Raw genomic sequence first — 14,189 nt, forward strand, 5'->3', positions numbered from 1 at the left:
CTGTCCCTGAAACCAACTTGAGCATTTGTTTGAATTCCTTTTCATTGTTACGCGGCATGGCGCTCGCCGCCGTCCTTTCCGGCCAGGTTCTGGCCGCCCCGTCCCAGTCGCCGTCCCCGTCGCCGTCCCCGTCGCCGGCTGCGGCCGACAACTCGCTGCTGACCTTCAACGGCCTGAGCGCCGCCCAACTCTCCGCCCCGGTGGTGCCCAAGGCCAAGGGCGCGCACGTGCTGCGCGCCCAGGTGCTGCTCGACCGCGCCCACTACGCCTCCGGCGAGATCGACGCCGCCTTCGGCAGCAACCTGCGCCAGGCCATCATCGGCTTCCAGAAGCTCAAGCAGCTGCCGCTGAGCGGCGTGGTCGACGCCGCCACCTGGGCGCTGCTGGCGGCCGACCAGGCGCCGATCCTGGCCAGCTACGTGCTGAGCGCGCAGGACGTCGCCGGGCCGTATGTGCCGGTGCCGGCCGGCATGGCGGCCAAGAGCAAGCTGAGCGCGCTGGGCTACGGCAGCCTGCTCGAGGCGCTGGGCGAGCGCTTCCATTGCAGCCCGGCCCTGCTGCGGCGGCTGAACCCCGGCAAGACGCTGAGCCGGGGCGGCGAGGAGATCCTGGTGCCCAACGTGGCCGCCGCCGCGCCCTTGCCGAAGGCGGCCAAGATCCTGGTCGACAGCGTCGAGGGCACGCTGACCCTGCTCGACGCCGGTGGCACGCCGTTCGCCCAGTTCCCCGCCAGCACCGGCAGCGCCCACGATCCCTTGCCCTCCGGCCAGTGGCAGGTGAGGGCGGTGGCCATGCGCCCGGTCTACCAGTACAACCCCAAGCTGTTCTGGGACGCCAAGCCGGGCGAGCTGGCGGCCAAGATCGAGGCCGGGCCGAACAACCCGGTCGGCGTGGTGTGGATAGAGCTGAGCAAGCGCCACTACGGCATCCACGGCACGCCGGAGCCGGCCAACATCGGCAAGACCCAGTCGCACGGCTGCATCCGCCTGACCAACTGGGACGCGCTGGCGGTGGCCAAGTCGATCAGTGCCGGGGTGGTGGTGTTGCTGCAGGAGTGAGGGCGGGGCGCCTGCCTAGTTGGACAGGCTGATCAGATAGTTGCGCAGGTTGATGCCCTTGTTGGTCAGCCCCAGCTTGTTGCGCAGGCTGTTGCGGTGGTTCTCCACCGTTTTCGAGGCCACGCTCAGGCTCTGCGCGATCTCCTTGGTCGACTTGCCGACCTTGATGAACTTGGCCACTTGGATCTCGGACGGCGTCAGCAGGGCGTAGATGTTGGCGTCGAGCGCGTCGTCGTCGCTGACGGCGGAGGCGACGATGCCCTCGATCAGATCCAAACACATCAGCAAAATAGGGTCCTGGATCGACGCCTTGACCTGGCGGATCTGCGGCAGGTGCTGGCTGCTGATGCGCTCGAGCACCTCCTCGATCTCGCCGCCGTTCTGCCACTCGCGGAACTCGGTGAGCGTCTCGGTCAGGCTGTAGAACTTGGCGAAGTCCGGGTTCGGATAGCGCTCGTCCGTTTCCTCCTCCTGCGTGCCGACCTCGATGTGCCATAGGTCCTGCTGCACGCGGAACAGGTGCAGCTTCAACTCCCGGTTGAAAAACTTCCAGCCGTCGGCGCCGCTGACCGAGGTTTTGACCAGCGCCTTGATGGCGGCCAGGTTGTCGTGGCCGATCAAAAATCCGAAGTGCTCCAACTCGGTCGCGTTCTCGTGCGAGGGGTAGTTGTGGGTGAGGATGGCGCCGGAACTCAAAAAGCTGATGACGAAGATGTGGCGGTGCGCCAATACGTACTGAAACGACTTGATCTTCAGTTCGAGCTGATGGATGAGTTGGGCGTTGCGATCTTCGTTCATGGTGTGCGTAGGGCCTGCGACAACGGCCATTTTAGCCCAGCCGGCGGCCGGCCGGGCGATTCAATCGCGGCGCCTGCGGCGGGCGCGGCGGCGGCAAGCCACGATTAGCCTGCTTGAGATACCACCTATAGACCAATAAAGTGGTAAATAGGCATTAAATTGTTGACACTACCCATAAAACACCTATACTACACCCATCAACACCTAGTTATACTGGGCGGCACCACCGAAACTCCTCCCCCTTTAAGGACCGAGAGATGCAAATTGGTATCTACGCTGGTTTCATGCGCAAGGCACGACGACTGTGTTTGCTGGCGCTGCTGGGCGCCAACGGCGCGACGGCGGCCGCCTTGCCGGCAGGTCCGGCGGGGGAGGCGGCCACGGCGCCCGGCCAGGTGCGCCTTGGCGCCGAGGACGCGGCGGCCCTGCGCGGGCGCGGCTACACGGCGGCCTTGCTGATGCACACCAGCTCGGAGTTTTCCCGGGCGCTGTGCGCTGGCGCCGGCGCCGTGTTCAAGGAGCTGGGCATCAAGGTGGTGGCGCAGACGGACGCCGAAATGGACCCGAAGAAGCAGCGCAGCGATCTGGAGACCGTGCTGGCGCTCAAGCCGGACATCATCGTCTCGCTGGTCATCGACCCGGTGTCGGGCGCGGTGGCCTTCCGCCAGGCGCTGCGCCAGGGCGCCAAGCTGGTCTTCATCAGCAACGCGCCGCAGGGTTTCCGCCACGGCCGCGACTACGCCGGCATCGTCACCGACGATCTGCCCGGCATGGGGGCGGCGGCGGCCAAGCTGCTGGCCGACAGCATCGGCGGCAGCGGCGAGGTGGCCGTGATCCACCACGCCGCCAACTATTTCGTCACCAACCAGCGCGACGCCGCCGTGCGCCGCGAGTTGGCCCGCTATCCGGCCATCCGCGTGGTGGCCGCGCCGGGCATCGCCAATCCCAACGACGGCGAGGTGGTGGCCGCTGCCATTCTGACCCAGCACCCCAGGGTGAAGGCGATCTACGCGCCGTGGGACCTGATCGCCGAGGGCGTGACGGCGGCGCTGCGCGCGGCGGGACGGCGCGACGTCAAGGTGGTGACGATGGACCTGGGCGCGGCCAACGCGCTGGACATGGTCAAGCGCGGCAACATGGCCGGCATCGTCAGCGACATGCCCTACGACATGGGCCGCAGCCTGGCGACGATGGGCGCGCTGGCCATGCTGGGGCGGCCGACGCCGGCCTTCGTCACCTACGCCGCGACGCCGGTGACGCCGGCCAACCTGGCCGAGCAGTGGCCGCTGGCGCTGCGCCGGCCGGCGCCGGCGGCGCTGCGCAAGGCGCTCGAGGCGCGCCAGTGACGGCGGCCGTGGACCTCGCCCTGAGCGGCGCGGGCGCGGCGCCGGCGCTGCGCGCGCGCGGCCTGCGCAAGGGCTTCGACGGTAACCTGGTGCTCGACGGCGTGGACTTCGCGTTGGCCGCCGGCGAGGTGCATGCCGTGGTGGGGAGCAACGGCGCCGGCAAGTCGACGCTGGTCAAGCTGCTCAATGGTTGCCACCAGCGCGACGGCGGCACGCTGGAGTTGTTCGGCGCGGCGGTCAACTTCTCCTCGCCGCGCGCGGCGGGCCGCGCCGGCATCGCCATGGTGTACCAGGAGCTGAGCCTGATCGCCTCGATGAGCGTGGCGGAAAACCTGTTCATGGCGCGCTGGCCGTGCAGTGCCGCCGGCTGGCTGGACGAGGCGGCGCTGGCTGGCGCGGCGCGCCGCCTGCTGGCCGAGCTGGGCATCGCCCTCGACCCCTGGCGCTGCGTCGCCGAACTGAGCGCCGCCGAGCAGCAGTTGCTGGAGATCGCCAAGGCGGTGGCGCGCCAGGCCCGCGTCCTCATCCTCGACGAGCCGACCGCCGCGCTGTCGGCGCGCGAGAGCGCGCTGTTGTTCGCGCTGCTGCGCCGCCTGAAGGGGCAGGGCGTGGCGGTGGTCTACATCAGCCACAGCCTGGGCGACGTGTTCGCTGTCTGCGACCGCGTCAGCGTGCTGCGCGACGGCCGCATGGCGAGCTGCGCGGCGGTGGCCGCCACCAGCATCGCCACGGTGCTGGCCGAGATGGCCGGCCGCCCGCCGGGCGCCGCCGGGCAGCAGCGGCCGCAGCGAGCGCCGCGGCCGGCGGCGGCGCCGGTTGCTGCTGCGGCGGCGGATTCGGCGGCCGGCGCCGCGCCGCGCACGCCCTTGCTGGAATTGCGCAACGTGGCCACGGCGGCGCTGGCCGACGTCTCCTTCGCCGTCTATCCGGGCCAGGTGGTCGGCCTGGCCGGCCTGCTCGGCAGCGGCCGCTCGCAGATCCTCGCCGCAATCTTCGGGCTGGCGCGGGTCGAGTCGGGCCAGGTGCTGCTGGCCGGCGCGCCGGTGACGATAGGCACGCCGCGCCAGGCGATCGGCCTGGGCATCGTGCTGCTGCCGGAGCAGCGCCGGCGCCAAGGCCTGGCGCTCGAGCTCGACGTCGCCGACAACGTGCTGATGGCGCGCCACGGCCAGGCGCGGCCGTGGCGCTGGCTGGTGCCGGAGCAGGAGCGGCGCAGCGTGGCGGCGCTGGCGCGCCGCCTGGGCTTGCGCGCCGACGGCGCCGGGCGGGCGGTGCGCTACCTGTCGGGCGGCAACCAGCAGAAGGTGGTGCTGGCCAAGTGCCTGAGCACGCCGGCGCGCGTCATGCTGCTCGACGAGCCGATGGCCGGCATCGACCTGCAGGGCAAGTTGGCGATCCTGCGCATCGTCGACCAGTTCGCCGCCGAGGGCAACGCGGTGCTGCTGGTGTCGAGCGACTACGACGATATCGCCGGCGTCTGCGACCACACCCTGCTGGTGCGGCGCGGCCGCATCGCCGGCCAGTTGGCGGCCGGGCAGGGCGCGGCCGGCATTCTGGCGGCGTTGCAGTGAGCCGGCGGCGCAACACATAACAATTCTAAGGGGAGCAAAGATGGAGCAAGTCGTCAACCGCAGTGAGGCCGTCGTCGCGCCGCAGCGCCAGCATTTCGCCTGGCGCAATTACCTGATCTATCTGGTCTTCGCCGGCCTGTTGTTGCTGTTCGCCGTGCTGCTGCGCGACAAGGGCTTCCTCGACCCCGCCAACCTGATGAACATCGCCCGCCAGACGGCGGTGATCGCCATCATGGCCGTCGGCATGACCTTCGTCCTGTCGGCCGCCGAGATCGACCTGTCGTTCGGCGCCGTGGTGGCGCTGGCGGCGGTCACGGCGGCGCTGCTGTTGCCGCACGGCGTGCTCGCCGCCGTGCTCGGTGCGCTGCTGGCCGGCGCCGCCTGCGGCCTGCTCAACGGCCTGCTGGTGGCGCGCGTCGGCATCCCGTCCTTCCTGGTCACGCTGGGCATGGGCGGCATCGTCGCCGGCGTGACGCGCTGGATCAGCGGGCTGCAGTCGATCCCGCTCGACCACGAGGGCTTCGCCTTCGTCTTCGGCTCGGGCGACATCGGCCCGCTGCCGGTGCTGTTGTTGTGGATGCTGCTGGTCGGCGGCCTCGGCCACGTGCTGCTGCGCAAGACTGCCTTCGGCAAGCAGGTGCTGGCCAGCGGCGGCAACAAGATCGCCGCCATGTATTCGGGCATCGACGTGCCGCGCGTCAAGTTGCAGGTGCTGCTGCTCAACGCCGTGTTGGCGGCGCTGGCCGGCATCCTCTATGCCGGGCGCATGCAGAGCGCCCGCTACACGCTGGGCGAGAACGACCTGATGATGGTGATCGCCGCGGTCATCATCGGCGGCACCAGCCTGTTCGGCGGCAAGGGCAGCGTGGTCGGCTCCATCGTCGGCGCCCTCATCATGGGCATGGTCAACAACGCCCTGGTGCTGATGGGCCTGAACGTCGACCAGCAGATGATACTGCGCGGCCTGATCATCATCGGCGCCATGACGCTGACCATGGGACGCCTGCGCAAGCGCTAGCCGCCACCCGCCACCTGTTCCACCCCCGTTCCACCGCCCCGCGCCCGCCCCCGGCGAGCGCGCCGGCTTCCTGTCGCCTAAAAATTGGAGTGTCGCACATGTTTGAATCGTTTCTCGACCAGGCCGCGCGCAGCGTCGGCTGCTGGTCGCTGGAGGAAAAAGTCGGCCAGCTGTTCATCCTGGCCTTTCCCGGCAAGGACGCCGAGGCGGCCCGCACGCTGATCGAGCGCTACAACCTGGGCGGCTGCTACCTGAGCCAGGACAACGCCGCCACCTTCGCCGAGGCGCGCGCGCTGACCGCCTCCCTGGCCGCCATCGCCGCGCAGCGCCGCTCGGCGCCGCCGCTGCTGCTCGGCGTCGACCAGGAGGGCGCCTGGAGCGTGCTGACGCCGGAGTCGACCACCGGCCCCGGCAACCTGGCGCTGGGCAGCGCCGACAACACCACGCTGACGGCGGCGATGTACCAGGTGTTCGGCGTGGAGATGCGCAGCGCCGGCTTCAACTGCGTGCTCGGCCCCTGCGCCGACGTCAACCTGAACTGCGACTCGCCGATCATCGACACGCGCTCCTTCGGCGAGGTGCCCAAGCGGGTCTCCATGCACGTCGCGGCGGCGGTGGCCGGCGCCCACGCCGGCGGCATCGTGGCCTGCGCCAAGCACTTCCCCGGCCACGGCGACACGGCGGCCGACAGCCACCGCGAGATCCCGCAGGTCGACAAGCCGCTGGCGGCGCTGTTGCGCGAGGACCTGGCGCCGTTCCAGGCGGCGGTGGCGGCCGGCGTCGAGCTGGTCATGACCTCGCACATTCGCTATCCGCAGATCGATCCGCTGCACCCGGCCACGCTGTCGGCGCCGATCCTGCAGGGCGTGCTGCGCGGCCGCCTGGGCTTTCGCGGCATCGTCATCTCCGACAGCATGAACATGGGGGCGATCCGGCACAACTACGCGCCGGTCGACGCCGCCATCCTGGCGCTGCAGTCGGGCATCGACATGATTATGCTGTCCGAGGAGCACTACGACCACGACAGTGGCTACCTCGACAAGCAATTGGCGATGATCGCCGCCGTCGTCGCGGCGGTGGCCGACGGCCGCATCGGCCGCGCCGAACTGGACCGCATCGTCATCCGCGTGGTGGCCTTCAAGCTGGCCCGCCTGGCCGGCATGGCCCTGCACCAGCCCTACGACGAGGCGGCGCACCGCCGCACCGAGCGGCTGGCGGCGGCGGCCGCCGTCAAGGTGCTGGCCGACCCGGCCGGCAACCTGCCGCTGGCGCCGGCGCGCCAGCTGGTGGTGGTGCAGACCAGCCCGCCGGCGGCCTACGCCAAGCTGACCAACGGCCGCGGCATCGGACCGAACCAGGCGGTGCCGGCCTTCGAGTATTTCGCCGCCCAGCTCGGCGCCGGCCTGGGCAGCGCCTGGCCGCAGGTGTACGACCACGCCGCCGCGCGCGCCTGGCTGCGCGGCGTGCGACTGCTGCCGGACCAGCTGGTGTTGGCGGTGGTGGAGAACTATCCGCTGCCGGGCGAGGACTTTCCGCAAGGCGAGGCGGCCGAGCTGCTGGCCGACCTGGCGCAGGTCTTCGGCCGCCAGTTGGTGGTGGTCAGCCTGCGCAACGGCTACGCGGCGGCGCCGCCGCTGGCCGGCCACCTGTGCGCCTTCGGCAGCCGCGAATGCAGCGCCAGGGCGGCGGCGCGCGCCTGTCTGGAGGGGCGCGGCGAGGTCGAACACATCGGGGAGGGAGGTGGCAGGGTCGCGCTGGGGTAGTGGCAAGGGTGAGTAGTCAACAATTAAAAATTCGATAAGTGGAGATAGGACAAATGTTAGATTTGATGACGCAAAGAACCTTGATGAGTATCGCCGTCGCCGGCGCCTGCTGTTTGCACGCGCTGCCGGCGCGGGCCGCCGAGGCGGCCGAGCAAATCCAGGAGGTCAAGGTGACGGCAACGCGCCACACCACGTCGCTGCTGAAGACGCCGCTGGCGATCAGCGCGATCAACCAGGAGAGCCTGACCCGCTCCGGCATCACCGACGTGCGCGGCCTGTCCGGCGCGGTGCCCAACCTGCAGATGTCGACCGCCGTCGATTCCGGCGTGCAGATCGCCATCCGCGGCATCAGCACCAAGAACTTCACCGAGACGGCCGACCCCTCGGTCGGCCTGCACGTGGCCGGCATGTACTCGCCCCGGCCGCAGGGCGCGATGGCGCTGATGTTCGACCTGGACCAGGTGGAGGTGCTGCGCGGCCCGCAGGGCACGCTGTTCGGCCGCAATTCGACTGGCGGCAGCATCAACATCATCCCGGCCAAGCCGGAGTTCGGCAAGACCTACGGCAAGAGCGAGCTGGACCTGGGCAATTACAACCAGCGCCAGGTCAACGTGGTGCAGAACATCGGCGTCAGCGACACGCTGGCCCTGCGCGCCACCTTCATGAAGGTCAAGCGCGACGGCTGGATCAACCAGACGCAGGACTTCACCGACGTCGACCTGCCGTCCAGGGGCTTCCGCGCCGACGGCATCCCGGACGTCGACCAGCGCCACAACAGCAAGGTCGACAAGGCCGACTTCTACAACAACAAGAACGAGTGGGCCGGCCGCCTGTCGGCGCGCTGGCTGCCGAGCCGCGAGCTGGAGGTGCAACTGGCCTACGAGCGCTTCCAGAACAACGGCGCCGGCAACCTGATGATGAAGGACTGCGAGCAGGCCGCCGGCACCCGCTACGCCTGCACCGGCGGGCCGTGGGACGTGAAGATCAACCTGCCGGGCAAGATCGACATGTCGATCGACACGCTGCGCTCCAACCTGGCCTGGAGCATCAGCCCGTCGAGCAAGCTGGAGTACGGCTTCGCCCACGCCGTGCAGAAGCGCAGCCAGCAGGCCGACGACGACGCCGGCTACCATCCGGTGGCCAGCCAGGTGACGGCGCGGCTGCCGCTGACGGCGGCCGGCGACTGGGGCATCTGGCCGGTGCTCGACAACAACTCGCGCACGCTGGACTCGAAGTACGTCTCCAACGTCCACGAGCTGCAGTTCAAGCAGAACTTCGACACCCTGCAGTACGTGGCCGGCGCCTTCTGGATGCACGAAAAGAACGCCATCAACTACGCCCAGGAGTACATGGTCAACCCGCCCTATGGCTTCGCCATCAGCCAGTACTACAACCAGCCGGACCGGCAGATCGACGCCAAGGCCTTGTTCGCCCAGACCGACTGGAAGTTCGCGCCGGGCTGGACCGCCACCATCGGCGGGCGCTACAGCTGGGATTCGAAGGCCGACAAGAACGGCAAGGTGTTCGGCGGCGACTGGGACGCCAGCAAGGCGGCCTACTACAACGGCCAGTTCAAGCCCGGCGTGCCGGGCACGCCCGGCTTCCGGCCGCACAACAGCGCCGACCTGACGGCGGGCATGGGGCCGCTGGCCGGCACCGGCGCCTACGGCCTGTATCCGGCGCCCTTCCTGAACGACCACGAGATGAGCTGGAAGCACTTCACCTACCGCCTCGGGCTGATGAAGCAACTCAACCCGAACGACATGGTGTACACCTCGCTATCGACCGGCTACAAGTCGGGCGGCTTCGCCGACCAGGACGACGCCTGCGGCGGCAAGCAATGCGTCGACGGCCCGGCCGGCCCGCACATCACCTTCTTCCCCTACGGCCCGGAGACGGTCACCAACCTCGAGCTGGGCTACAAGGGCAAGCTGCTGGAGAACCGCATGAACCTGTCGGCCACGCTGTTCTACAGCCGCTACAAGGACAAGCAGGAGTGGGGCAACTTCTTCTCGGCCAAGGTCAAGCACGACGGTCCCTGCCCGGTCAACGACATCAACTGCGACGTCATCGTCAAGGGCATGACCAAGAACGTCGGCGTGGTCGACATCCCCGGCCTGGAGCTGGAGATGGACTACCGGCCGTGGCGCGGCGCCCGCCTGGGCGCGTCGTTCTCCTACATCAACACCAAGATGCGCGACTATCCGACCTACAGCGACGGCTACGCCTGCGACTACCGCGCCGAGGCGGGCGCCGCGCCTTGCCCTGCCGTCTACAGCGGCAGCGACCCGACGCTGGTGGGCAAGCGCGTCTACGACGTCACCGGCAACCATTTGCCGCTGGCGCCGAAGTACACGCTGGGCCTGAACTTCTCGCAGAACATCGTGCTCGACAGCGACTACGTGGTGGTGCCCTGGGTGTCGCTGAAGTGGCAGGACAAGATGTACTTCTCGCTGCGCAACCTGGACAATCCGCACATCTCGGACTCGCAGAAGGCCTATTCGACGGTGGACGCGTCGATCAAGCTGATCGCGCCGAAGTACTGGCACGCCGAGCTGTACGTGCTGAACCTGAGCAACACCAAGTCGAAGAACTCGGCCAGCTTCAGCAACGGCTTCATCAAGGGCGCCTGGAACGATCCGCGCATGTTCGGCCTGCGTGTCGGCGTCGAGTACTGATGCGGCGGCGGGGCGGCCGCGCGCCGCCCCGCCTGTCGCCAAGCCATCCACTTGTAGGAGGAAGCAGAACATGCCGCACACCACGGGCGCCAGCCTGGGCATCACCTGGGAATGCGTCGCCAACCGCGCCGACGACACCCTGCTCGCCGAGCTGGGCATCACCAACCACGGCGCCACCGCCCTGCCGGCGTCCGGCTGGGCGCTGTATTTCAACACCTGCCGCATGATCGACGGCGCCGGCGTGAGCGGCGGCGCCGTCGTCGAGCATGTCAACGGCGACCTGTTCCGCCTGCGGCCGGGGCCGGACTGGGGCGCGCTGGCGCCGGGCGCCAGGCGCGTGCTGCGCTACACGGCGGCGCAGTGGTGCATCAGCGCCACCGACGCGCCGCTGGGCTTCTATCTGGTGCGCGGCGACGGCACGGCGGCGGCGCGCGCCGAGCCGATCGGCGATCCGGCCATCGTGCCGTTCAGCCGCGCCGAGCAAACCCGCCGGGGCGGGGCCGACCTGCTGGCGTCGAGCACGCCGGCCTCGCGCTTCGAGGAGAACCGTGGCTTGACGCTGCTGGCCGAGGCCGAGCACGGCCGCATCACGCCGACGCCGCTGCACAGCGAGTTCCAGGCCGGCGCCGGCTGGCCGATCGGGGCCGACACGCACATCGTCCACCCGCCCGAGCTGGAGCGCGAGGCCTTGCTGCTGCAGGCGGCGCTGCGCGACGTGGCCGGCGTGAGCCTGGCGCGCGCGGCCGCCGGCGGCGGCATCCGTTTGCGCCTGGGGCCGGTGGCGCTGGCCGACGGCGCCGCGCCGGCCGAGGCCTACCTGCTGGAGATCGGCCCGGCCGGCGTCGACATCACCGGCGCCAGCGCGCACGGCGTGGCCAACGGCATCGCCACGCTGCGCCAGCTGCTGCCGCCCGAGGCTCGCGCCGGCGCGCCGCTGCCGCTGACCTTGCCGCACTGCCGGGTGGCCGACGCGCCGCGCTTCGCCTATCGCGGCATGATGTTCGACGTGGCGCGCCACTTCGCCAGCAAGGAGACGCTGTTGCGCCTGCTCGACTGCATGGCCATGTACAAGCTCAACCGTTGCCACCTGCACCTGAGCGACGACGAGGGCTGGCGCCTGGCCATCGCCGCGCTGCCCGAGCTGACCGAGCACGGCGCGCGGCGCGGCTTCAGCGTCGGCCAGCGCGACAGCCTGTATCCGTCGTTCGGTTCCGGCGCGGCCGGCGCCTCGGCCGGCAGCGGCCACTACAGCCGCGCCGACTTCGTCGAGATCCTGCGCTTCGCCGCGCAGCGCCACATCACCGTCGTCGCCGAGATCAACCTGCCGGGCCACGCCCGCGCCGCCATCGAGTCGATGAAGCGGCGCCAGCGCCGCCTGCTGGCCGAGGGCCGGCCCGAGCTGGCCGACGAGTACCTGCTGCACGACCCGGACGACAGTTCGCAGTACACCTCGGTGCAGCTGTGGCGCGACAACGTGGTGTGCATCGGCCGCGAATCGGCCTACCGCTTCCTCGCCACCGTGCTGGCCGAGCTGCGCGCGATGTACGCCGAGGCCGGCCTGGCCCTGACGCTGGTGCACGGCGGCGGCGACGAGGTGCCGCACGGCGCCTGGGCCGGCTCGCCGCTGTGCCAAGACTTCCTGCGCCGGCACGGCCTCGCTTCGCTGGCCGAGCTGCGCGAACACTTCCTGGCGCGCTACCGCGCCATGCTGGCCGGCCACGGCGCCGCCCTGGCGGTGTGGGAGGAGGCGGCGCTGCTGCGCCAGCCGCCGGGCGCGCGGCCGCCGCAGGCGCCCAATCCGCGCTTCGCCGACGGCGGCGTGCAGGCCCACATCTGGCACAGCGCCTGGGGCAGCGGGCGCGAGGACTACGCCTACCGGTTGGCCAACGCCGGCTATCCCGTCGTGCTGGGCAACGGCAACGCGCTGTACTTCGACCTGGCCCACGCCAAGGACGCCGCCGAGCCGGGCTACTACTGGGGCGGCTTCATCGAGACGCGCACGGTGTTCGAGTTCTGCCCGCTCGACATTTTCCGCGACGCCCGCCGAGACGTGTTCGGCCAGCCGCTCGACCAGCAGCGGCTCGCCGCGATGACCCGGCTGGACGCGGCCGGCCGGGCCCGGGTGCTGGGCCTGCAGGGCCAGCTGTTCGGCGAGAACGCGCGCAACCGCGAACGACTCGAGTATTTGCTGCTGCCGCGCATGCTGGCGCTGGCCGAGCGGGCCTGGGCGGCCGACCCCGGCTGGAGCGACATCGCCGACGACGCGCGGCGCGCGGCGCGCATGGCGGCCGACTGGAACGTGTTCGCCAACCGCCTCGGCCAGCGCGAGCTGCCGCGTCTGGACGGCTGGCTGGGCGGCTTTGGCTACCGCTTGCCGCCGCCGGGCTTGGCGCTGGAGGACGGTCTGTTGCACGCCAACATCGCCGCGCCGGGGCTGGCGCTGCGCTATACGCTCGACGGCAGCGCGCCGAGCGCGGCCTCGGCCTTGTACCGCGCGCCGCTGGCGTGGCAAGGCGGCGTGCTGACCATGGCCGCCTTCGGCCGCGACGGCAGGCGCGGCGCCAGCGCGCAGTATCGCGACGATGGCGGCATGCCAGGAAAGGCGGCGTCGTGAAGGCAAACATCGCTACGACGCGGGCGCCCATGTGGTGGGTGCCCAGCTTGTATTTCGCCCAGGGCCTGCCGTTCGCCGTGGTGATGGTCATGGCCGGCATCATGTACAAGCGCCTGGGCATCGCCAACGGCGACATCACCTACTGGACCAGCCTGCTGGGCCTGGCCTGGGTGGTCAAGCCCTTGTGGAGCCCGCTGCTCGAGCTGAGCGGCAACAAGAAGACGGTGGTGGTGCTGTTCCAGGGGCTGGGCGGGCTGGCGCTGATCGGCGCCGGCCTGACGCTGCGACTGCCCGGCTTCTTCGTCTTCAGCGTGGCCGCGCTGGCGCTGGCGGCGATGGCCTCCAGCAGCCACGACGTGGCCGCCGACGGCCTGTACATCCAAAGTCTGTCGCCGCGCGAGCAGGCCGTCTACGCCGGCTGGCTTGGCACGTTCTGGAACGGCGGCAAGCTGTTCGTGCAGGGCGCCCTGGTGGTGCTGGCCGGCCAGCTGGAGGCTAGTTTGGGCGTGCACGCGGCCTGGAGCCTGGTGCTGGCGCTGCCCGGCGCCATATTGTGCCTGCTGGCGCTGTACCACTGGTGGGCGGTGCCGGGCGCGGCGCCGGCCGCCGGCACGCCGCTCAGCGTCGCCACCGTGGCGCGCACCACGGCCGAGGTGTTGGGCAGCTTCTTCCGCAAGCCCGGCATCTGGCTGTCGATCGTGTTCATCGTGCTGTTCCGCGCCGGCGAGGGGCAGGTGCAGTCGATCGGCCGGCTGTTCCTGATCGAGGCGCGCGGCAACGGCGGGCTGGGCATGAGCACCGCCGACATGGGCCTGGCCTACGGCACCTTCGCCAGCGTCGCCTTCGTCGCCGGCAGCATCCTGGGTGGCTACTTCGGCGCTTGGCGCGGCCTGCGGAAGTCGATGTTCCTGATGATACTGGCGATGAACGCGCCCAACCTGACGTTTTGCTATCTGAGCGTGTACCTGCCCAGCGGCATGTTGGAAATCAGCGCCATACTCTGCGTCGAGATGTTCGGCTTCGGCTTCGGCTCGACCGGGCTGGTGTTGTACATGATGCAGGTGGTCGCGCCGGGCAAGTATCCGACCGCCCATTACGCGCTGGGCACGGGCATCATGCAACTGGGCCTGGTGCTGTCGACCATGGTCAGCGGCAAGATCCAGCTGTGGCTGGGCTACCAGCACTTCTTCATCTGGGGCGTGTTGGCCGCGGTGCCGGTGTTGTTGCTGTCGCTGTTCGTGGCGCTGCCGGGCAAGGAGGCGGCGGCGCGGGACGAGGCGCCGGCGGCCGGGCGGGCGGTGTCGGCCTGAGGCCGGCCCCGGCCTTGCTCGGAAAGCGGGTAT

At 70.0% G+C, this 14,189-nt stretch carries 9 protein-coding genes; 8 read left to right on the forward strand and 1 reads right to left on the reverse strand.

Features of this window, described 5'->3' with window-relative positions:
• Positions 1–29 precede the first annotated feature (29 nt).
• Positions 30–1,058 carry a L,D-transpeptidase family protein gene (locus BM252_RS21880; protein WP_245774381.1) on the forward strand — a complete coding sequence of 343 codons (1,029 nt, stop codon included), beginning with the start codon at positions 30–32 and terminating at the stop codon, positions 1,056–1,058.
• 15 nt (positions 1,059–1,073) lie between these two features.
• Here the strand turns inward: BM252_RS21880 and BM252_RS21885 are convergent, their stop codons facing one another.
• Complete coding sequence (locus BM252_RS21885) at positions 1,074–1,856, reverse strand: helix-turn-helix domain-containing protein (protein ID WP_174900625.1); 783 nt, start codon at positions 1,854–1,856, stop codon at positions 1,074–1,076.
• Positions 1,857–2,113: 257 nt separating this feature from the next.
• Between BM252_RS21885 and BM252_RS21890 the strand changes: the two genes are divergently transcribed.
• From BM252_RS21890 to BM252_RS21920, 7 genes are all read left to right on the forward strand, one after another.
• A complete protein-coding gene (locus tag BM252_RS21890; RefSeq protein ID WP_217429947.1) occupies positions 2,114–3,202 on the forward strand; it encodes a substrate-binding domain-containing protein in 1,089 nt (362 codons plus the stop codon).
• Between the two features lie 8 nt (positions 3,203–3,210).
• Positions 3,211–4,773 (forward strand): sugar ABC transporter ATP-binding protein, encoded by a 1,563-nt coding sequence (locus tag BM252_RS21895; protein WP_217429948.1) that lies wholly within the window; start codon positions 3,211–3,213, stop codon positions 4,771–4,773.
• 40 nt (positions 4,774–4,813) lie between these two features.
• Positions 4,814–5,791, forward strand: coding sequence for an ABC transporter permease (locus BM252_RS21900; RefSeq protein WP_093389798.1), 978 nt, complete (start codon positions 4,814–4,816; stop codon positions 5,789–5,791).
• Between the two features lie 98 nt (positions 5,792–5,889).
• Complete coding sequence (locus BM252_RS21905) at positions 5,890–7,554, forward strand: glycoside hydrolase family 3 N-terminal domain-containing protein (RefSeq protein WP_093389799.1); 1,665 nt, start codon at positions 5,890–5,892, stop codon at positions 7,552–7,554.
• An 83-nt stretch (positions 7,555–7,637) separates the two neighbouring features.
• A complete protein-coding gene (locus BM252_RS21910) occupies positions 7,638–10,232 on the forward strand; it encodes a TonB-dependent receptor (protein WP_245774382.1) in 2,595 nt (864 codons plus the stop codon).
• A gap of 70 nt (positions 10,233–10,302) precedes the next feature.
• Positions 10,303–12,846 (forward strand): family 20 glycosylhydrolase, encoded by a 2,544-nt coding sequence (locus BM252_RS21915; RefSeq protein WP_093389801.1) that lies wholly within the window; start codon positions 10,303–10,305, stop codon positions 12,844–12,846.
• The gene (locus tag BM252_RS21920) at positions 12,843–14,156 is read left to right on the forward strand and encodes an MFS transporter (RefSeq protein WP_245774383.1); all 1,314 of its coding nucleotides are present in this window, start codon (positions 12,843–12,845) and stop codon (positions 14,154–14,156) included. Before BM252_RS21915 ends, BM252_RS21920 begins: the two co-directional genes overlap by 4 nt.
• Positions 14,157–14,189 lie beyond the last annotated feature (33 nt).

It is taken from the genome of Rugamonas rubra (assembly GCF_900114705.1).
In the GTDB taxonomy this organism is placed as follows: domain Bacteria; phylum Pseudomonadota; class Gammaproteobacteria; order Burkholderiales; family Burkholderiaceae_D; genus Rugamonas; species Rugamonas rubra.